The 19,145-nt window shown below is 69.2% G+C and carries 22 protein-coding genes; 16 read left to right on the top strand and 6 right to left on the bottom strand.

Features of this window, described 5'->3' with window-relative positions:
• The first annotated feature begins 74 nt into the window (after positions 1-74).
• From ndhC to OXG55_16040, 13 genes are all read left to right on the top strand, one after another.
• Complete coding sequence (gene ndhC, locus OXG55_16100) at positions 75-440, top strand: NADH-quinone oxidoreductase subunit A (GenBank protein ID MCY4104759.1); 366 nt, start codon at positions 75-77, stop codon at positions 438-440.
• Positions 441-490: 50 nt separating this feature from the next.
• Entirely contained in the window at positions 491-967 is a 477-nt protein-coding gene (nuoB, locus tag OXG55_16095; protein ID MCY4104758.1) for an NADH-quinone oxidoreductase subunit NuoB, read from the top strand.
• A gap of 19 nt (positions 968-986) precedes the next feature.
• Positions 987-1,676 (top strand): NADH-quinone oxidoreductase subunit C, encoded by a 690-nt coding sequence (locus OXG55_16090; protein MCY4104757.1) that lies wholly within the window; start codon positions 987-989, stop codon positions 1,674-1,676.
• Positions 1,673-2,842: an NADH-quinone oxidoreductase subunit D 1 gene (locus OXG55_16085; protein ID MCY4104756.1), complete on the top strand. Its 1,170-nt coding sequence runs from the start codon at positions 1,673-1,675 to the stop codon at positions 2,840-2,842. Before OXG55_16090 ends, OXG55_16085 begins: the two co-directional genes overlap by 4 nt.
• Positions 2,839-3,873, top strand: a complete 1,035-nt coding sequence (locus tag OXG55_16080; GenBank protein ID MCY4104755.1) for an NADH-quinone oxidoreductase subunit H — start codon at positions 2,839-2,841, stop codon at positions 3,871-3,873. The genes OXG55_16085 and OXG55_16080 overlap by 4 nt, the downstream gene beginning before the upstream one ends.
• An 18-nt stretch (positions 3,874-3,891) precedes the next feature.
• On the top strand, positions 3,892-4,461 hold the full coding sequence (locus tag OXG55_16075) for a 4Fe-4S binding protein (protein ID MCY4104754.1): 570 nt from the start codon (positions 3,892-3,894) through the stop codon (positions 4,459-4,461).
• Positions 4,458-4,967, top strand: coding sequence for an NADH-quinone oxidoreductase subunit J (locus tag OXG55_16070; protein ID MCY4104753.1), 510 nt, complete (start codon positions 4,458-4,460; stop codon positions 4,965-4,967). The genes OXG55_16075 and OXG55_16070 overlap by 4 nt, the downstream gene beginning before the upstream one ends.
• A gap of 4 nt (positions 4,968-4,971) precedes the next feature.
• Entirely contained in the window at positions 4,972-5,271 is a 300-nt protein-coding gene (gene nuoK, locus OXG55_16065; protein MCY4104752.1) for an NADH-quinone oxidoreductase subunit NuoK, read from the top strand.
• Between the two features lie 16 nt (positions 5,272-5,287).
• Entirely contained in the window at positions 5,288-7,453 is a 2,166-nt protein-coding gene (locus tag OXG55_16060) for an NADH-quinone oxidoreductase subunit L (protein ID MCY4104751.1), read from the top strand.
• 16 nt (positions 7,454-7,469) lie between these two features.
• Positions 7,470-9,116: an NADH-quinone oxidoreductase subunit M gene (locus OXG55_16055; protein MCY4104750.1), complete on the top strand. Its 1,647-nt coding sequence runs from the start codon at positions 7,470-7,472 to the stop codon at positions 9,114-9,116.
• Positions 9,113-10,669 carry an NADH-quinone oxidoreductase subunit N gene (locus OXG55_16050; GenBank protein ID MCY4104749.1) on the top strand — a complete coding sequence of 519 codons (1,557 nt, stop codon included), beginning with the start codon at positions 9,113-9,115 and terminating at the stop codon, positions 10,667-10,669. The genes OXG55_16055 and OXG55_16050 overlap by 4 nt, the downstream gene beginning before the upstream one ends.
• A 106-nt stretch (positions 10,670-10,775) precedes the next feature.
• Positions 10,776-11,006, top strand: a complete 231-nt coding sequence (locus OXG55_16045; protein ID MCY4104748.1) for a hypothetical protein — start codon at positions 10,776-10,778, stop codon at positions 11,004-11,006.
• The gene (locus OXG55_16040) at positions 11,003-11,431 is read left to right on the top strand and encodes a type II toxin-antitoxin system VapC family toxin (protein ID MCY4104747.1); all 429 of its coding nucleotides are present in this window, start codon (positions 11,003-11,005) and stop codon (positions 11,429-11,431) included. Before OXG55_16045 ends, OXG55_16040 begins: the two co-directional genes overlap by 4 nt.
• Before the next feature lie 148 nt (positions 11,432-11,579).
• On the opposite strand, the gene OXG55_16035 is transcribed toward OXG55_16040, so the two are convergent.
• The 6 genes from OXG55_16035 to OXG55_16010 form a co-directional block, all read right to left on the bottom strand.
• A complete protein-coding gene (locus OXG55_16035; protein MCY4104746.1) occupies positions 11,580-11,888 on the bottom strand; it encodes a type II toxin-antitoxin system PemK/MazF family toxin in 309 nt (102 codons plus the stop codon).
• The gene (locus OXG55_16030) at positions 11,885-12,094 is read right to left on the bottom strand and encodes a type II toxin-antitoxin system CcdA family antitoxin (GenBank protein ID MCY4104745.1); all 210 of its coding nucleotides are present in this window, start codon (positions 12,092-12,094) and stop codon (positions 11,885-11,887) included. Before OXG55_16030 ends, OXG55_16035 begins: the two co-directional genes overlap by 4 nt.
• 27 nt (positions 12,095-12,121) lie before the next feature.
• Complete coding sequence (locus OXG55_16025) at positions 12,122-13,612, bottom strand: histidine kinase N-terminal domain-containing protein (GenBank protein MCY4104744.1); 1,491 nt, start codon at positions 13,610-13,612, stop codon at positions 12,122-12,124.
• 167 nt (positions 13,613-13,779) lie between these two features.
• Positions 13,780-15,069, bottom strand: coding sequence for a DUF4143 domain-containing protein (locus OXG55_16020; protein MCY4104743.1), 1,290 nt, complete (start codon positions 15,067-15,069; stop codon positions 13,780-13,782).
• A 215-nt stretch (positions 15,070-15,284) separates the two neighbouring features.
• On the bottom strand, positions 15,285-16,280 hold the full coding sequence (locus tag OXG55_16015) for an aromatic ring-hydroxylating dioxygenase subunit alpha (protein MCY4104742.1): 996 nt from the start codon (positions 16,278-16,280) through the stop codon (positions 15,285-15,287).
• 14 nt (positions 16,281-16,294) lie between these two features.
• Positions 16,295-17,275 carry an aromatic ring-hydroxylating dioxygenase subunit alpha gene (locus tag OXG55_16010; GenBank protein MCY4104741.1) on the bottom strand — a complete coding sequence of 327 codons (981 nt, stop codon included), beginning with the start codon at positions 17,273-17,275 and terminating at the stop codon, positions 16,295-16,297.
• Positions 17,276-17,573: 298 nt separating this feature from the next.
• Between OXG55_16010 and OXG55_16005 the strand changes: the two genes are divergently transcribed.
• The 3 genes from OXG55_16005 to OXG55_15995 all read left to right on the top strand — a co-directional run bounded on the left by OXG55_16005 (position 17,574) and on the right by OXG55_15995 (position 19,061).
• The gene (locus OXG55_16005) at positions 17,574-18,320 is read left to right on the top strand and encodes an SDR family NAD(P)-dependent oxidoreductase (GenBank protein MCY4104740.1); all 747 of its coding nucleotides are present in this window, start codon (positions 17,574-17,576) and stop codon (positions 18,318-18,320) included.
• Positions 18,321-18,432: 112 nt separating this feature from the next.
• Positions 18,433-18,666, top strand: coding sequence for an antitoxin (locus OXG55_16000; protein ID MCY4104739.1), 234 nt, complete (start codon positions 18,433-18,435; stop codon positions 18,664-18,666).
• Positions 18,663-19,061 carry a type II toxin-antitoxin system VapC family toxin gene (locus tag OXG55_15995; protein ID MCY4104738.1) on the top strand — a complete coding sequence of 133 codons (399 nt, stop codon included), beginning with the start codon at positions 18,663-18,665 and terminating at the stop codon, positions 19,059-19,061. The genes OXG55_16000 and OXG55_15995 overlap by 4 nt, the downstream gene beginning before the upstream one ends.
• Positions 19,062-19,145: the final 84 nt, after the last annotated feature.

The raw sequence follows: 19,145 nt of genomic DNA, 5'->3' as shown, positions 1-19,145 counted from the left end.
AGGCTCCGGACCCGGCACCTGCGGAGTCTCCGGAGCCGCCGAGGCGCCACCGGCGGTAGATAGGCTCTGGCTCTGTGTCGGACTTCCTGCGCAGCTACCTGACGGTCGGTTTCTTCGCCGTCCTGGCGGTGCTGATGGTGGCGCTCATGCTGGGCGTCGGCTCCGTGCTGCGCCCCGACCGGCCGCAGCGCCAGAAGTACGTGACCTACGAGAGCGGCGTGGATCCGGTCGGGGAGGGCTGGTCGCAGAGCACCCTCCGCTACTACCTGTTCGCCCTGCTCTTCGTGATGTTCGACGTGGAGGCCGTGTTCATCTTCCCGTGGGCCACCCGGCTGGAGGTCTACGGGGTCTTCGGGCTCGTCGAGATGGCGATCTTCATCTTCATCCTGGCGCTGGGCCTGTTCTACGCCTGGCGCAAACGCGTCCTGAGATGGGTCTGACCGGTCTCACCGGAGGTCGCGGCTAGATGGGCCTCGTCGAGAGCGGCAAGATGCCCGCGCCCCTCACCAAGCTGCTCAGCATCGGCCGCAAGTACTCGCTCTGGGTCTACCAGTGGGGCCTGGCCTGCTGCGCCATCGAGATGGGCGCCGCGTTCGGCTCGCCCCGCTACGACGTGATGCGCCTCGGCGTGATCCCGTTCCCCGCCAGCCCCCGCCAGGCCGACTTGGTGGTGGTCTCCGGCACCGTCACCGACAAGATGGTGCCGTCGATCCTGCGCCTCTACGAGCAGATGCCCGACCCGAAGTACGTCATCTCGATGGGCTCCTGCGCCAACTGCGGCGGCCCCTACTGGGACTCCTACTCGGTCACCAAGGGCATCGACCAGATCATCCCGGTGGACGTCTACGTGCCCGGCTGCCCGCCCCGCCCCGAGGCCCTGCTGGAGGGCATCGTCCTGTTGCAGGAGCGCATCGCCAACGAGGACATGGCGGCGCGCTGGACGGGCGATCCGATCGTCGTCGACTAGCGCAACGGGGCCCCTGGACGTGAGCGACACCGACATGAGTGCTCCCGACGCGAACGGGACGGACGGCGAGGCCGCCGATCCCCGCCATACCGCCGCCGTCGCCACCCTCACCGAGGTGCTGGGCGAGGCGGTGCTGGCGCACCACTCCGAGCGCGGTGAGCTGTGGGTACGGGTTCACCACGAGGCGTGGCAGCAGGCCGGCTACGCGCTGCGCGACGACCTGGGCTGCCGCTGGTTCGACTTCCTCTCGGCCATCGACTGGCTGCCCTCCCCGTTCGGGCGTGACATGGACGCCGAGCAGGACTGGCCCACCACCGGACCGCCGGCCCGTGACACGACCCTCGAACACGGCGTGACCGGCGGCGACACCCGCCTGCAGATCATCGCCCGGGTGCAGGCCGTCGAGGACAACCCCGGTGGCCAGAACCTGTCGGTGACCCTCAAAGCCGACCTGCCCAACGAGAACCCGGCCACCGAGACGTGGATCCCGGTGTACGCCGGCGCCAACTGGCACGAGCGCGAGGCCTGGGAAATGTTCGGCATCGCCTTCGTCGGCCATCCTGACCTGCGCCACATCTACCTGCCGGGCGAGTTCGAGGGCCACCCGCTGCGCAAGGACTTCCCCCTGCTGGCGCGCCGCGTGAAGCCCTGGCCCGGCCTCGTGGACGTGGAGGACATGCCCGCAGCCGCTGAAGAGGCGCCCTCATGACCGTCACCGAGCGCGAGCAGCGGGCCTTCATCGCCGCCGCCGCGGCCGACGCCCGCGTCAACGTGGAGCTCGAGACCGAGGGCATGACCCTCAACATCGGCCCGCAGCACCCGGCCACCCACGGCACCCTGCGCATCGTGGCCCGCCTCGACGGCGAGCAGGTGGTGGCGGCCGAGCCGGTCATGGGCTACATGCACCGGGGCTACGAGAAGCTGGCCGAGGTGCGCACCTACCCGCAGGTCACCACCCTCATCAACCGCATCGACTGGCTGGGCAGCTTCGCCAACGAGGTGCCGTTCATCCTGGCCGCCGAGCAGCTCATGGAGGTGGAGGCACCGCCCCGGGCCGCCTGGATCCGCACCATCCTCTTCGAGCTGTCCCGGCTGGCGAACATCTCGCTGTTCCTCGGCGACATGGGCGTCCAGCTCGGCGCCATCACGCCGGTGTTCTTCGCCTTCCGGGACCGGGAGTTCGTGCTCAACCAGATCGAGGCGGTCACCGGCGGGCGCTTCCACCCCAACTTCGACCGCATCGGCGGCCTCAAGGACGACCTGCCCAAGGGCTGGATCGAAGAGACCCGCGGCGTCATGGTCAAGATGCGCAACTTCTGCGACGAGCTCGAGGACCTGCTGATGGGCAACGAGATCTTCGAGGCCCGGACCCGCGGCGTGGGCGTCATCCCCGCCGACGTCGCCCTGTCGTACGGGCTCTCGGGGGCCAACCTGCGCGCCTCGGGCGTGGACTGGGACATGCGCCGCGACAACCCCTGCGGCCTGGTCCACGACCAGCTGGACTGGAAGGTCTGGACGCACCCCGACGGCGACTCCTTCGCCCGCTACTGGGTGCGCCTGCAGGAGACCCGCGAGGCCACCTGGATGGTGGAGCAGCTGCTGGACGGCCTGCCCACCGGGCCGGTGATGGCCAAGGTGCCTGTGATCATCAAGGTGCCTGCCGGGGAGGCCTACGTGGCGACTGAGAACCCGCTGGGCGTCATGGGTTACTACGTGGTCAGCAAGGGCGACCTGGGGCCGTTCCGGGTGAAGATCCGCTCCGCCTCGTTCAACAACATCTCGGTGACACCCTGGGTCATGCGGGGCGTCTACGTGCCCGACGTGATCACCATCCTGGCCAGCCTCTACTTCATCCTGGGCGACATCGACCGGTGATCTGGACCCTCGCCCTCGAGCTGGCCTACTGGCAGCAGACCGCCATCAAGCTGGTGGTGGTGGCGCTGGTCATCCCGACCGCGGCGCTCATCCTGGGCTACGTGTTCCTGATGAAGATGATGAGCTTCATGCAGAGCCGGCTGGGGCCCATGGAGGCCGGCCCCTACGGCACCCTGCAGCTGCTGGCCGACGGCGTGAAGTTCCTGCAGAAGGAGGACGTGTTCCCGCGCCGGGCCGACCGCTACGTGTTCGCCCTGGCGCCGGTGGTGGTGCTGGTGTCCACGTTCCTGCTTTTCGTGGTCCTGCCGGTGGGCCCCGACGCGGTCGTGAGCGGCCTCGACGCGGGCCTCTTCTTCGCCCTGGCGGTGGCGTCCCTGTCGGTGATCGGCGTACTCATGGCCGGCTGGGGCTCGGCCAACAAGTACGCCCTCATGGGCGGCATGCGCGCCGCCGGGCAGCTCATCGCCTACGAGCTGCCGCTGGTGCTGGCGGCCATCGGCGTGGTCATCCAGGCCGGCACGCTCGACCTCAACAAGATCGTGCTGGCCCAGGCCAACGGCGAACTGTTCGGCTGGGGCGGCATGGGCTTCCCCTACATCCTCACCCAGTTCGTGGGCTTCGCCATCTTCCTGGTGGCGGTGCAGGCCGAGCTGACCCAGCCGCCCTTCGACATGCCGGTGGCCGAGTCCGAGATCGTCGGGGGCTACCAGGTGGAGTACACCGGGTTCCGGTTCCTGTTCTTCTTCATGGCCGAGTTCGGCACGGCGTTCGCCTTCGCCGGGATCGCCTCGGTGCTGTTCCTCGGCGGCTGGTACGTGCCGGGCCTGGATCCCACGTCGGGCTGGTTCAACCTCATCGGACCGTTCGTGATGTTCATCAAGATCATGGCCGTCTCGGCGCTCATCTTCTGGTTCCGCTTCACGTTCCCGCGGCTGCGTGAGGACCAGCTCCAGAAGCTGGCCTGGAAGGTGCTCATCCCGCTGGCGCTGCTGAACATCGTGGTGACCGGCGTGCTGAAGGTCCTGGTCTGAGGAGAGGGAGGGCGGATCATGCGAGGCCTGGGAATGCTCAAGGGGATGGGGGTGACCGGTCGCACGATGCTGCGCACGCTGTTCCCCGACGGGCTCCGCAAGCCCGTCCCGGCACCCTCGCGGGGGGCGCACACCGTGCAGTACCCGCACGTCAAGGAGGCGCCGGTGACCCGGGCCCGCGGCGTCATCGGCCTGCACCACGACAACTGCACCGTGTGCATGCTGTGCGCCCGGGAGTGCCCCGACTGGTGCATCTACATCGAGGGTCACAAGGAGCTGGCCCCGCCGCGGCGTCCCGGCGGCAAGCCCCGCCAGCGCGCCAAGATCGACCGCTTCGACATCGACTACGCGCTGTGCATGTACTGCGGCATCTGCGTGGAGGTGTGCCCCTTCGACGCCCTGTTCTGGAGCCCCGAGTACGAGTACTCCGAGCCCCGCATCGCCGATCTGCTGCACGACGCCGACCGGCTGGCCGACTGGATGGAGACCGTGCCGCCCTTCGAGACCTACGAGCCGGGCGCCAACGTCAAGCAGCCCAAGCTGCCCGAGCCGTCCCAGCACCGGGCCCCCCGGAGCGCCAACCCGTGACCGTCCTCGGCGTCCTCGTCGCCCAGAACATCGCCTTCGGGGTGATCGCCGCCATCATGATGTTCGCGGCGATCCGTCTCGTCACCACCCGCAACGTGGTGCACGCGGCGCTGTTCCTGGTGGTGGTGCTGGGCGGCGTGGCCGCCCTGTTCCTGCTGATGGGCGCCGAGTTCGTGGGGATCACCCAGATCCTGGTCTACATCGGCGCCGTCGTGGTGCTGTTCCTGTTCGGCATCATGCTGACCCGCACCCGCATCGGCGACGAGGAGGGCACCGACCACGCCAAACGCCTGCCCGCAGTGCTGGCGGCCGCACTGGTGGCCACCGTCACCATCTACGCCGTGGTGACCGGATTCGGCGACGCGGAATTGCCCGCCGACACCCGCACCACCACCGCCGAGGTGGCCGACTCCATCTTCAGCACCTACATCGTCCCGTTCGAAGCCGTCTCGGTGCTGCTGCTGGCGGCTCTCATCGGCGCCATCGTCATCGCCCGGAGGAACTGAAGCTGTGCTGCTGAACCAGTTCCTGATCCTCAGCGCCGTGCTGTTCGCCATCGGTGTCTACGGGGTGCTGGCGCGCCGCAACGGGGTGCTGGTGCTGATGTCGATCGAGCTCATCCTCAACGCCGTGAACATCAACCTGGTGGCGTTCGGCAGCTACGTCTCCAGCATCTCCGGCGAGGTGTTCGCCCTCTTCATCATCACCGTGGCCGCCGCCGAGGTGGGTGTCGGCCTGGCGATCCTCCTGCTGCTGTATCGCAACCGCCAGAGCGTCGACCTCAGCGAGGCCGACCTGATGAAGGGCTAGGAGGGGCTGCAGGGTCGTGTCGGGTCCGAACCTTCAGGGGCTGAGCGTGCTGGCGGCCGAGGGCACCGCCGAGATCGTCCACGTCTCCGGGTGGTTCCTGTCCAACGCCTGGATCATCCCGGCCGTCCCGGCGGCCGGCTTCTTCGCCATCCTGTTCTTCGGCAAGCGCCTGCCGCGGGGCGGCTCGGAGCTGGGCATCATCGCCGTGGGGGCTTCCCTGGTGCTGGCGCTGTGCACCGTGGGGCAGTGGATCAGCACGGTGAACGGTGCCGGTGGGGCTGCCGTCGAGCCCGTGGTGAACCGCTGGACCTGGTGGGTGGCCGGCGGCGTGGACTTCACCATCGGCACCCTGGTGGACGGCCTGGCGGTGGCGCTGCTGTTCGTGGTGACCACCATCTCGCTGCTGGTGCACATCTACTCCACCGACTACGTGGCCGGGGACGTCCGCTACACGCACTTCTTCGCCTTCCTGTCGCTGTTCACCGCCGCGATGCTGTTCTTCGTCCTGGCCGAGAACACCATCCAGATGATCGTGGGCTGGGAGCTGGTGGGTGTCTGCTCGTTCGTGCTGATCGGCCACTGGTGGGAGGAGAAACCCAACTCCGACGCCGCCCTGAAGGCCTTCCTGACCAACCGGGTCGGCGACATCGGCCTGCTGGTCGGCGTCAGCGTGCTGTTCTTCGCCGCCGGGGGCACGTTCTCGATCCTGGAGATCAACACCAGGGCCGTCGATGGCGAGATCGGCCACACCCTGCTGCTGATCTCGGCGCTGTGCCTGCTGGCGGCGGTCATCAGCAAGTCCGGCCAGTTCTTCCTGCACACCTGGCTGCCAGACGCCATGGCCGGACCCACGCCGGTCTCGGCGCTGATCCACGCCGCCACCATGGTCGTGGCCGGCGTCTACCTGGTGGCCCGCCTCTACGGGGTGTTCTTCGAGGGCATGGTCATCGCCGGGTCGTCCATCAACGCCCTGGCGCTCATCGGCGGGCTCACAACCCTGGTGGGCGCCTCGCTGGCCTTCGTGCAGAACGACATCAAGCGCGTGCTGGCCTACTCCACGATCAGCCAGTTGGGCTACATGGTCATGGCGCTGGGGGTGGGCGCCTGGACCGCGGCGATCTTCCACCTCTTCACGCACGCCTTCTTCAAGGCCTGCCTGTTCCTGGGTTCGGGCTCGGTCAGCCACGCGGTGCACAGCTTCGACATGAAGAAGGACATGGGCGGGCTGCGCAAGCACATGCCCCACACCTACCGCACCTTCCTGATCGCCTCGCTCGCACTGGCGGGGTTGCCGCCGCTGGCGGGGTTCTGGTCCAAGGACGAGATCCTGGCGGGCACCGGTGGCTGGGGCGTCTTCGGCGGCACCGGCGGCAACGGCGCCTACACCTCCATGCTGGTCATGGGCATGATCACTGCGGCCCTCACCGCCGCCTACATGACGCGCTGCATCTATCTCACGTTCTTCGGCAGCTACCGCGGCCACGGGCACCCGCACGAGTCGGGCCGGCGCATCACCGTGCCGCTGTGGATCCTGGCGGTCTTCGCCGTGGGCGCCGGCTGGACGAACCTGCCGAAGGGCTTCCAGATCGTGCCCAAGAGCTGGACCGAGCAGTTCGGCCACTACGTCGAGCCGCCGGTGTCCGCCCACTTCTACTTCCCGGCCATCGCCCACGCCACGCCCAGTTGGACCCTCGCCGCCTTCTCGACGCTCGTCGTGCTGGTGGGCGCGGTCGCCTCGGTGGCCTACTACCGGCGGGTGGACCGGCGGGCGAGAGCCGGCGGAGCGGCCACGGAGTTGGTCGACGGCCCCACGAGCCGCTGGACCGTGGCCCGGCTGGGTCACACGCTGCTGGTGCAGAAGTACTACCTCGACCATCTCTACACCGGCGTCGTGGCCAAGGGCACGGCCGGCCCCGTCGCCCAGGGCGCCTACTGGTTCAACCAGCACGGCATCGACGAGGCAGTCAACCAGGCCGGGCGCAAGGCGCTGGCGGCCGGACACGTCGTCTACGACAAGATCGACCAGAAGGTCATCGACGGTGTGGTGAACACCACCGGCACAGCCAGCCACGGCGCCGGCGAGGAGCTTCGACGGATGCAGACAGGGAAGGTGCAGCAGTACGCCGGTGTCATGTTCGTGGCGTCGGTGATCCTTGCGGCCGCCCTGATCCTGGTGCTGTGACCTCGAGAGGAGACCGATGGACGCATTTCTGAACGGATGGGGGCTGACGCTGGTCACCTTCGTCCCACTCGTGGGAGCGGTGCTGGTGATGGCGCTGCCCTCCGGCCGGGAGCTGTGGGTGAAGGCCGCCGCGCTGGGCAGCTCTCTGGTGACGGCGCTGTTCGCCGTCTTCCTGTTGGCCCGCTTCAGCGTCTCCCGGGCCGGCGAGCTGCAGTACGTGGTGGACCGGTCGTGGATCGACGTGATCAACAGCCGCTACATCATGGGGATCGACGGCATCTCGCTGCCGCTGCTGCTGCTGACGGCGCTCATCGTGCCGCTGTGCATCGTGTACTCCTTCGGGCACTTCCCCGAGCCGCGCAACCCGAAGGCCTTCCTGGCGCTGCTGCTGGTGCTGGAGACCGGCATGATCGGCACCTTCGTCGCCCAGGACCTCATCCTCTTCTTCGTGTTCTTCGAGGTCGTGCTGCTGCCGATGTACTTCATGATCGGCGTGTGGGGCGGCGAGAACCGGCGCTACGCCGCCATCAAGTTCTTCCTCTACACCCTGTTCGGCTCGGCGCTGATGCTGGTGAGCTTCCTTGCCATGTTCTTCCTGGCCGACGGCACGCTGGCCGGCCTGGACGTGGCCCGCACCTTCGACATGCGGGCGCTCTCGGGCGGCGCCACCGCGGCCATCGCCCGCACCAGCCAGCTGTGGATCTTCGCCGGCATGTTCTTGGGCTTCGGCATCAAGGTTCCGATGTTCCCGTTCCACACCTGGCTGCCCGACGCCCATACCGAGGCGCCCACGGTGGGTTCGGTGATCCTGGCGGCGGTGCTGTTGAAGCTCGGCACCTACGGCTTCGTGCGCGTGGCCGTGCCGATGCTGCCCGAGGCGGCGGCGGCGTGGGCGCCGGTGATCGGGCTGCTGGCGGTGATCGGCATCATCTACGGCGCCCTGGGGTGCCTCGCCCAGCGCGACATGAAACGCCTCATCGCCTTCAGTTCGGTCGCGCACATGGGCTTCGTGATGCTCGGCATCGCCACGCTCACGCCCTTCGGGATCAACGCCGCGGTGTTCGGCATGGTGGCCCACGGCCTGATCACCGGGATGCTGTTCTTCCTGGCCGGGTCGGTGAAGGACCGCTACCACACCATGGAGATGTCGCGGCTGGGCGGCCTCCTGCAGCAGGCCCCGCGCATGGGCTGGATCCTGGGCTTCTGCGTCATGGCCTCTCTGGGTCTGCCCGGCCTGGCGGGGTTCTGGGGCGAGTTCCCGGCCATCCTGGCGTCCTACAACCCCGCCGAGATCCTGAACGAGGCGGTGTTCCGGTCCTACATGGTGATCGCCGCCATCGGCACGGTGCTGGCGGCTGGCTACCTGCTGTGGATGCTGCAGAAGACGGCCTTCGGCAACGCCCGTGAGGAGTTCGCCGACTCGCCCGACGTCACCGACGCCACGCCGCGTGAGTACCTGGCCTGGGCCCCGCTGCTGGTGCTGATCGTGGTGCTGGGGTTCTTCCCCCGGCTGCTGCACGAGGCCACCGACCCCGCGGTGCGGGAGTCGCTCCAGGTCGAGGCGGTGAACGGATACCCCGGCGACTGCCTGGAGGTGGCGCGGGGTGAGGAGTGCTTCGAGCGGCTGCGCCGCGTCTCGGAGCAAGCCGGGAGCGGCCGGTGACCCTCGGCGCGCTCGCCGCCCCCCTGGGGGTTCTGGGGTTCGTTCGCCCGCACCTGGACTGGCACGCGCTCGCCCCGGAGCTGACACTGCTCGGCGTCGGCGCGCTGCTGACCTGCCTGGACATCGCCATGGCCGAGCGGGGTCGGGCGTTCACCTCGGCGCTGGCGGGTCTGGGGCTGCTGGGGGTCCTGGTCCCGATCATCACCCTGGCCGTCGCCGGGGTGGCGTCGGAGCCGCGGGTCATGTTCGACGGCGCCTACGTGGTGGACGGCTACGCCCTGATCCTGAAGGCCCTGTTCGTGGTCTCGGGCTACGTGGTGGTGCTGCTGTCCATGAACTACGTCGCCGAGGGCGACTACTGGGAGAACGAGTACTACGGCCTTGTGCTGGCGTCGCTGCTGGGCATGGTGGTGATGGCCTCGGCGCGGGACCTCATCAGCATCTTCGTGGCGCTGGAGCTGCTGTCGATCCCCGCCTACCTGCTGGCCGCCTGGCGCAAGCGCGACCTGCGCAGCAACGAGGCCGGCCTGAAGTACTTCCTCATGGGGGTGTTCGCCTCGGCCATCATGCTCTACGGCATGTCGCTGCTGTTCGGCGCTTCGGGGTCGACGGTGCTGGCCGACATCGCCGCCGCCGCGCCGCTGGATCGGGGCGCCGACGCCGTGCCGAGCGCCGCCATCACCGTGGGCGTGATCTTCGTGCTGGTGGGCTTCGCCTTCAAGGTGTCGGCGTTCCCGTTCCACACCTGGGCGCCCGACACCTACGAGGGCGCGCCCACGCCGATCACCGCCTTCCTGTCGGTGGCCTCCAAGGCGGCCGGTTTCGTGGCGCTCGGCTCGCTGGTGTTCGTGGGGTTCTGGGAGCGCGACGACGTGTACGGCCCGGCCCTGTGGTTCCTGGCGGCGGCCTCCATGACCGCCGGCAACCTCATGGCGCTGCGGCAGAAGAACATCGTGCGACTCATGGCCTACTCGGGCATCGCCCAGGCCGGGTTCATGCTGGCACCGCTCGCCGTCGCCGGGGTGAGCACCTCGGTGGCCGACGAGGCCGTCTCGGCGGTGCTCACCTACCTGGTCATCTACGCGGCCATGAACCTGGGTGTCTTCGCCGTCATCATGACCGTGGCCCGCCGCACCGGCACCGGTGACGTGGCGTCGTACAACGGCCTGTTCAGGGTGTCGCCGGGGATGGCCGTGGTGATGACGGTCTTCCTGGCCTCGTTGGCGGGGGTGCCCCCGGCCGGCGGCTGGTACGCCAAGTTCGCCGTCTTCGGTGCGCTGGTGTCGGCGGACAACCCGGCGGGCTACGTGCTGGCCGGCTTCGCGGCGGTGAACGCCGTGATCGCGGTGGGCTACTACGGCAAGATCGCCGCCCGCATGTGGTTCGAGAAGCCCGCCCCGGAGTTGGGCGACGCGGGGCGCATCCCGGTGCCGTTCTCGCTGCGCTCGGCGCTGGCACTGACGGTGGGGGCGACCCTTGCTTTCGGCATCGTGCCCGCAACCGTCACCCACTTCACCGACGTCTCACTGCTCGCCGTCGCCGCAGCCGGCTAGCCTGCCAGGGTTGTCGGCACCGGATGCCGCCTGCGCGCGCCCTGCGCGTTGAACTGTCTCCGGCTGACGATCTTTCATGTAAGGCACATGTGATAATGTGGATCACATGACAAAGATGATTCAGATCCGGAACGTTCCCGATTCCGTGCATCGAGAGGCGAAGGTGCGGGCGGCGCGTGCCGGCATGAGCCTCTCGGACTACCTTCTGCGGGAGTTGGAGCAGGCCCTTTCGGTGCCGCCGATCGATGTGGTGCTTGCTCGAGTCGCGGGGCGTGGTCAGCCGGCTCTGTCGGAGTCACCGGCCGAGGTGGTGCGGGCCGAGCGAGAATCGAGGTGATCGTTGCTGACGCCTCGGTGGTCGCAGAGTTGCTCCTGCGAGCCGGCGGTCCGGCGGGCCGGTCGCTCGCGGACCGGTTGGCCGGCCGGGAAGCGGTCTGCGCTCCGCATCTCGTAGACGCCGAAGTCGGCCAGGTGCTCCGACGGTACGCGTTGCGAGGGGAGATATCTACGGCCCGCGCAACCTCAGCGCTCGAGGATCTGGCGGACCTGCCGATCCGGCGGTTCCCGCACACGGAGCTATTGCCCCGGGCCTTCGCGTTGCGATCCAACGTGACCGTCTACGACGGGATCTATCTGGCACTGGCGGAGGCACTCGACGCGCCGCTTGTGTCTTGCGATGCAGCGCTGGCGCAGGTTCCCGGGTGCAGCGCCGCGGTGGAGATCCTGCCGGTCGCCTCTCGGGCGGCCGAGCCTTCGGCATGACTCCGGAGTTCTGGCTGAACCTGCAGCGGATGTGCGACTTCGACGTCGCCCGCGCCAAGACGATCCGGCGATCTCTGCGGCGAGCACCCTTGCGGCGGCGATCCCCGAGTCGGGGTCCGCCTCGCGCCGTTGGCGCCCTGGCGGCGATTCAACAGCCCACGGCGTGGCTGATGGCTCGGCAGACTCGCGCCATGGTCTGGTCGTCTACCTCTCCGCAAGCTTGCTGGAGCGATGATCGCCGGATCGTGTAGAGGCCGTCGCAGTTGATGACCGACTCGTTCGGGAGGCCCCCCGATTCGGCGTCGATCGGCACCTCCACGGAGAGTCCTCGCGCGTTGGTTGTTATCTCAGCGACGGTCACCAGCTCCCGCAGCGCGACGACCTCGGTCCGAGTGAGAAGCAGTACCGGCCTTCGCTTCGAGGCGATTTCGGCCCACCACACTTCGCCCCGGTTCACGCGTCGCTCCACGCTTGCGCCTGGTCCCAGAAGTCGTCCGGTTGCTCGGGGTTGCGGCGGTACGCCTCCCGGTCGGCCTCTGCGAGGGCTTTCTTGATCGACGCGGCGACGCCCGCGCGAGCTGCGGAGGAGATGTTGATCCTCAGGTCGCGGGCCTGCTCGGCCATTGCTCTGTCGAGGGTGATGGTGGTGCGAATTGTTGCCATATCTATATGATAGCAGTTAGCGGTGCGCTATTCGCTGTCATCCGCCCGAAGTGGGGCGGTGAGTTCGACGGTGGTGCCGCCGGGCGCGGACCGGTGCACGAGACTTCCGCCCAGGTCGTTCTCCACGAGCGTGCGGACCAGCGTGAGACCCAGACCCTCCTCCAGTTCGCCGTCGGGCATGCCGCAGCCGTTGTCGGTGACCGACACCTGAAGCTGGGAGTTCTCCCGCCCGATCCGGACCACTATCTCGCTGCCGTCGGCGGCGGTTGCCGCGGCGCCGCCGAAACCGTGGTCGACGGCGTTCTGCACCAGTTCGTTCAGCACGATGGCCATCGTGGTCATCACCTCGCTGGGCAGGGGACCGATCGCACCTTCCACCTTGATCGAGATCGGTGCGTTCGGCGGTGCCAGCGACTCCCGCAGCAGCGAGGAGAGCGAGGTCACGACACTCTCGAACGTGGTGCTGTCGCCGTCGGGCCCGCTGAGGATCTCGTGCACCGCGGCGATCAGGCGGATGCGGCGGGCCGACTCGGACAGCGCCTCCTTGGCCTCGGGGCTCTCCAACCAGCGGCTCTGCAGGCTGAGCAGCGAGGAGACCGTCTGCAGGTTGTTCTTCACGCGGTGATGCACCTCGGCGAGGGCGGCGTTCTTGGTGATCAGCAACCGGTCCACCCGGCGCAGTTCGGTGATGTCCCGCACCAGCACCAGGACGCCGGTGAGTGTGTCCTCCTGGATCAGGGGCAGGCAGCGCACCACCACGCTGTGGCCGCTCCGCTCGATCTCCTCGGTCTGCGGCAGTGACGCCGACACCGTGAGCCGCAGCGCCCGCGGTTCGATCCCCACCTGCGCAAGCCGGCGACCGGTCGGGTCGCCGTTGATGCCGAGGCGCCGCAGCGCCGAATGGGCATTGGGCGTGAGGTACTCCACCCGCTGCCAGGCGTCCAGCAGGATGACGCCGTCGCCCACCCGCGGCGGGTGGTCGTGGTCCCCGGGCCCGGCGGCGTACGGGTAGGCACCGTCGGCGATCATGCCCGCCAGTCGGCGGAACAGGCCGAAGTAGGTGTTCTCCAGCCGCCCCCAGACCCGGTCGCTGGCCGAGGGGAACTCCCGAAGCAGCACCGCGACGGTGCGGCCGGCGAAGTTCACGGGAACGGCCAGCGACTGCACCCATTGCTGCTGGTCGGCGAGGTAGGCGCCGCCGTTGGCGCTCACGCCGGTGCGCAGCGCCAGCGCCGCCAACGGTCGCTCGGCCGCCGCGACCACCCCGCCGAGCAGGTCGTCGGGATGCACCGTCTGGCTGGTGATGGGGCGGCTGTGGGCGGTGACGACGAAGTGCGGTCCTGCGCCGTCGTCACCGGTGCCGGCGCGGCCGCCGGTGTCGGCCGGGAGCAGCACGAGGATGTCGGCGAAGCTGATGTCGGCGAGCAGCGCGGTGGTGGCGCCCAGCCGGTCGTAGTGGACCCGCTCGGCGTCGTTCAGAACCTCGAGTGCCGCGCCCAGGACGTCGTCGTCGCTCATCGCCTTCGATGGTACCGGCGGCCCCCGCGGCGACTCGGGCGCTGCTTCACATCGGAGGCCTCCTGCTTCAGCCGCCGCGCCGCGCCGTCGCCAGGCGGCGGGAACCCCAGGCGCCGGAGAGAGGGGCACGCGTCGCCGGCTCGAGCGCGGGCCGGTGGGCCAGCCGGTCACCGGGCGGCGGCCCACAGCACGTCGATCGGGAGAGCCCGGAGGCGGTCCCCCATCGAGAGGCCGCCGGTGCCGGTGTGCAGCAGGACGCCTGCCCGGAAAGCACCCGGCTCGGTGGCGTCGAGTCGATCCCGGAGGTGGGCCAAGTGGCGCAGATCTTTGCCCCGCGGCGAGGATGTGGCCTTGACCTCGATGGCGACGACGGCGCCGTCGCGGCGTTCGAGGATCAGGTCCACCTCGCGTCGGGCGTTGTCGCGGTAGTGATGCGGGGCGATCCGGGGCCTCACGGGAGCCGACTGGCGGACCACCTCACCTACCACGAAGGTCTCCAGCAGGCGTCCGGTGATCGTCGAGGTGGGTGGGCGCAGTGCTGCGGGACCGACCCCGGCCAGCGCTGCCGCCAGCCCGCTGTCGGCGAGGTGAAGCTTGGGTCGGCGCACCACGCGCGCAGCCCGGTTGCGTGTCCACGCCGGGAGGTCGTAGATCAGGAACACGGTTCGCAGCCAACCCAGGTACGACTCCACGGTCGCCCGGTCGGCGCCGAGGCGTTGCGACCAATCCGACACGTTGACCTCGCCCGCGGTGTTCGCCGCCGCCAGCCGAAGCAGTGCCGACAGGAGCCCGGCCCGGCGGATGTCGCCGAGCGCCACGATGTCGCGCCCGATGACTGTTTCCACGTAGTCGTCGAACCACGCGGCCCTGGCTCGGGGCCCCCGGCGCAGCGCTTCGGGATAGCCGCCCGCGCAGATCATCTCCAGGTAGTCGTTACGCTCGGCTCCGGCGCCGCCCAGCGTTTCCAGGCGCCCTTCGAACCAGTTTTCGAGAGCACCGGGCCCCTCGCCCGGATTGAGGTGGTCTGGCGGCCCGATGCCGGCCAACTCAGCCCGCGAGAGCGGCAAGAGCCGCAACAGCGCCGCCCTCCCGGCCAGGGACTCGCTGATGGTCGGCACGGTGAGGAAATTGGTGGAGCCGGTCAGGAGAAAGCGGCCGGAGGTGTTGTCGGTGTCGGTCGCCATCTTGATCGCGGCCACTAGGCGCTGGCCCGCAACCTGGATCTCGTCGATGACCAGCGGGTACCGGTAGCCGCGCACAAAGGCGTGCGGGTCGCTCAGAGCCGCGTCAAGAGTCCCGGCGTCGTCGAGCGTGAGGTAGGTGCCGTCTCGTTCGGACGCCACCGAGCGGGCCAGAGTGGTCTTTCCGCTCTGACGGGCGCCATGCAGCACAACCACCCGGGAGTGCCCCAAGGCCTCGTTGAGCGCATGGCGCAGGTGCCGAGGAAAGTGTGCCACGGCATCAGGCTAACCGGTCCCGCACCTCTAATCCACATTCGGAGTAACTATTGATCCGCATTTCGAGCAGCCTCTACTCTGCATTCGGGGTATCCACTGATCCACATTCGGCGCACGCTTGTGGTTGGCGGGACCAGGTGCCGAGCCGCCCGGCCACCCCGGGCGATTTGCGGAGATCGGGGGGATCGCGGCGGTCCTGCCGGACCCCGCCCCGATCAAGACGCTGCGCTGTCGGCGAGGTCTCGTAGCAGCCTGCGGTAGACCATCGAGGCGCCGTCGGCCACCTTGAGGTGCAGTTCCTCGCGGAGGTCCAGCGGCAGCTCGGGCGGGTCCTGGGACTCGACCACGACGCGGTCCTGCTCCAGGACCTCGGCGAAGCCGGACGACCAGTACTGGTCGGGAATCTCGAAGGAATGGTTGCGCGACAGCCAGCCGAGGATGAGCGTCTCGGCCCGGTCGATGGGGGAGGCGATGAACGACACGGTCGTGACGTCGCCGATCTTGGACTCGGCGTCGGAGTCGCTCTGCTCGGTCCAGGTGATCCCGCCGCTGGTCGCCACCACCACCTTGCGGTCGTGCAGCGTGAAGGGGAGGTGCAGGAAGTACTCGCGGATCAGCGCGCTGTCGTTGTAGGCGTAGGTCATGCCGTCGTCGGTGATCGTCACGTCGTAGTCCTTGATGAAGGGCCCGTCGGCGAGCTCGGTGAACCCCGCGTGCACGAAGTTGAAGTGGGCGAAGTCGATGACGTTCTCGGTCATCCGGCCCGCGGAGGTCTGCCAGTGCCAGGCCCCCACCAGGAGGACGCGCCAGTCCGGGTCGTTCCAGTCGTCGTCGGGCCATGGCTGCAGTTCGGCCACCGGCTCGTCGAGGGCCACCCAGACCGCGTCGAAGCGCTCCTGCACCCGGTAGCGCTGCACCCGGGCCTGGCTGGGGATGATGCCGTCGGGCCCCAGCGCGGGGATGAACGACACCGTGCCGGTGCGGTCGTACTGCCAGCCGTGGTACGGGCACATGAGCCGGCCGTCGCGGATGCACCCGGCCGACAGGGTCGCACCCCGGTGCACGCACTTGTCGCGCAGCGCCACCAAGCCCTCGCCGTCGCGGTACAGCACGATGTTCTCGCCCAGTAGGCGGACCTGCTGCGGCTCGGCGGTGACGTCGCTCGCCACCGCCACCGGGTGCCAGTAGTGCCTCAGTGCCTCGTCCAGCATGTTCCTTCCTCCGGCTAGGTGTGGGTGGCCACTAGTTCTCGCATCAGCCTGCGGTAGACGATCGAGGCGCCGTCGGCCACCTTGAGGTGGAGTTCCGCCCGCGGGTCCAGCGGCAACTCGAGCGGGTCCTGGTCCTCGACGACCATGCGGTCCTGCTCCATGATCTCGTCGAAGCCGACCGCGAAGTCCTCGTCGGGGACGTCGAGGGCGTGATTGCGGGACAGGTAGACGAAGATCAACGTCTCGGTCCGGTCGGTGGGCGAGGCGACCGAGGAGATGGTGGTGATATCGCCGGCGCGGGAGTCGCCCTGCTCCGACCAGGTGATCCCGCCGGTGGCCGCCACCACCGACTTGCGGTCGTGCAGTGTGAAGGGGAGGTGCAGGGTGTACTCCCGTACCAGCACGCTGTCGTCGTAGGCGTAGGTCATGCCGTCGCCGGTGAGCTCGATCTCGAAAGGTTTGATGAAGGGCCCGTCGGCCAGCTCGGTGAACCCGGCGTGCACGAAGTTGAAGTGGGCGAAGTCGGCGGCGTTCTCCATCATCCGGCCGGCAGAGGCCTGCCAGCGCCAGGTGCCCACCATGAACACGCGCCGGTCCGGGTCGTTCCAGTCGTCGTCGGGCCAGGGCGGAGGGTCGGCCACCGGCTCCTCGAGGGCCACCCAGACCGCGCCGTACTGCTCGCGGACGCGATGGCGCTGCACCCGGGCCTGGCTGGGGATGTTGCCGCCGGGCCCCAGCGCGGGGATGAAGGTCACCGTGCCGGTGCGGTCGTACTGCCAGCCGTGGTAGGGGCACATGAGTTCCCCGTCGCGGATGCACCCGGCCGACAGGGTCGCACCCCGGTGCACGCACTTGTCGGCCAGCGCGATCGGGCCGTCGGCATCGCGGTACAGCACGATGGGCTCGCCCAGCAGGCGTACCTGCTGCGGTTCGGCCGTAACGTCGCTGGAGACGGCCACCGGGTGCCAGTAGTGCCGCAATGCCCGATCCAGCATGGTTGCCTCCCCTCCGACGCTGCATCCTCGGCGATCCCGCGCGCTCTGCGGCGCCGCATCGCAGTCCTCGACCGCGGGTCTCAACATTAGGCGGGTTGTGGATCGGCGTGAATCCGTGAGGCGATCCTCCAGGCTTGTCACGCCGGCACGCCCGCCGCCGGCACCGTCGTGCCGATGCGTGTCGCACCGCGGGGGCGCCGGGTTCCCGCTGCCGGGTTCCTGCTTCGGGAGGGCGCCGATTCCGGCGGGCTACCGTGTCCCGCGGGAGCTGGCAGGCGAGACGGCAGAGGAGGCCAGGGTGGCTGAGCGGCGGGTGGCTGTGGTGACCGGTGGCGGCACCGGCATCGGAGCGGCGAGCGCTCTGGAGTTGAGCGCCGGAGGCTGGGCAGTGGCGGTGTGCGGGCGGCGGGCCGAGTTGCTGCAGCAGGTGGTGGCGCAGTGCAGCGGCGAGACCTTGGCGGTGACCGCCGACGTCTCGCTGCCCGGCGACGTGGAGCGCCTTTTCGACGCCGTCACCGAGCGCTTCGGTCGGGTGGACGTGCTCTTCAACAACGCCGGCGCCGGTTCCAGGCCGGTGCCGGTGGACGAGTTGCCGGTGGAGGACTGGCTGCGGGTCGTCGGTGTGAACCTCACCGGCAGCTGGCTGTGCGCCCGGGCGGCATTCGCCCGCATGAAGCGCCAGGATCCCCCGGGCGGACGCATCATCAACAACGGCTCGCTCTCGGCGCACGCGCCCCGGCCGTACTCGTCGCCCTACACCGCCACCAAGCACGCCGTCACGGGCCTCACCAAGGCGCTGTCGCTGGAGGGCCGCGCCCACGGCATTTGTGTCGGGCAGATCGACATCGGCAACGCCCGCACGCCGATGGCCGCCCGGATGGAGGCCGGCGTGCCGCAGGCCGACGGCTCGGTGCGCCCCGAGCCGCTCATGGACGTCGCCGACGTGGCCCGGGCCGTGCGTTACATGGCCGAACTGCCCCCGGACGCAAACGTCCTGCAGATGACGGTGATGGCCAACAGCATGCCGTTCGTGGGCCGCGGCTGACCGAGTGCCGCCCGCGGACACCTCAAGAGGTGCCGGCGCTCGGTTCGGAGGCCACTCGTGGAGCCATCGTCGCTTCAGCGCTGAATTAGCGTTGTAGCGCTACGATGGGTGAATGGCCACGATTCAGATCAGGGACGTCTCCGAGGACGCCTACGAGGTGATTCGCCGCCGGGCTCGGGCCGCGGGGATGTCGATTCAGGGGTACATGCGCGGCGAGGTGGAGCGACTGGCCGCCGCGCCGGACCGTGCCGAGCTGTTCCACCGAGTACGCGAGCATGTGGCACGCCACGGCATCGCCGTCGACACCGACCAACTGCTGTCCGACATCGCCGCCGATCGGTTGTGACCCCGCTCGTCGTCGACGCCTCGGCCCTCGTGAAGGCCGTGACCGAGGACTCGGGGCAGGGGTCCGGGGCGCTGGATCTCATGGAGGGGCGGAGTCTGCACGCCCCGCACCTCTTGGACGCCGAGTTGGGATCGGCGCTGCGGCGAATGGTCCTGCGCGGGAAACTGGCCGCCGAGGTCGCCGCCGGTGCCCGCCGTATGGGGGAGGCGCTGGTGGAGGTGCGCCACCCCCATGCCGGGCCGCTGTGTGAGGCCGCTTGGCGGCTCCGGGACAGCGTCGGGTTCTACGACGGGCTCTACGTGGCGCTCGCCGCGGCGCTCGACTGCGAACTGCTGACCGCGGATCGTCGCCTGGCCCGCGCCGAGGCGCCCGGTGCCCGAGTGCACGTCGTCTGAGCGCCGCTGGTCTCCGAGCGGGAACACGAACGGCCGATGCCGCGGCGCTCGTCGTCGAGGCCCGCTGGAACGTCGACCGGCGAG

The sequence above is a fragment of the bacterium genome (genome assembly GCA_026708055.1).
In the GTDB taxonomy this organism is placed as follows: Bacteria; Actinomycetota; Acidimicrobiia; order Acidimicrobiales; family CATQHL01; genus VXNF01.
This window is presented reverse-complemented; position numbering and strand designations above follow the sequence as displayed.

Coding starts and splice junctions, on each gene's coding strand:
- OXG55_16045 (MCY4104748.1), top strand. CDS start 10,776: ATGACAAAGATGATTCAGATCCGGAACGTTCCCGATTCCGTGCATCGA.
- OXG55_16025 (MCY4104744.1), bottom strand. CDS start 13,612: ATGAGCGACGACGACGTCCTGGGCGCGGCACTCGAGGTTCTGAACGAC.
- OXG55_16055 (MCY4104750.1), top strand. CDS start 7,470: ATGGACGCATTTCTGAACGGATGGGGGCTGACGCTGGTCACCTTCGTC.
- nuoB (MCY4104758.1), top strand. CDS start 491: ATGCCCGCGCCCCTCACCAAGCTGCTCAGCATCGGCCGCAAGTACTCG.
- OXG55_16000 (MCY4104739.1), top strand. CDS start 18,433: ATGGCCACGATTCAGATCAGGGACGTCTCCGAGGACGCCTACGAGGTG.
- OXG55_16010 (MCY4104741.1), bottom strand. CDS start 17,275: ATGCTGGATCGGGCATTGCGGCACTACTGGCACCCGGTGGCCGTCTCC.
- OXG55_16030 (MCY4104745.1), bottom strand. CDS start 12,094: ATGGCAACAATTCGCACCACCATCACCCTCGACAGAGCAATGGCCGAG.
- OXG55_16075 (MCY4104754.1), top strand. CDS start 3,892: ATGCGAGGCCTGGGAATGCTCAAGGGGATGGGGGTGACCGGTCGCACG.
- OXG55_16085 (MCY4104756.1), top strand. CDS start 1,673: ATGACCGTCACCGAGCGCGAGCAGCGGGCCTTCATCGCCGCCGCCGCG.
- OXG55_16015 (MCY4104742.1), bottom strand. CDS start 16,280: ATGCTGGACGAGGCACTGAGGCACTACTGGCACCCGGTGGCGGTGGCG.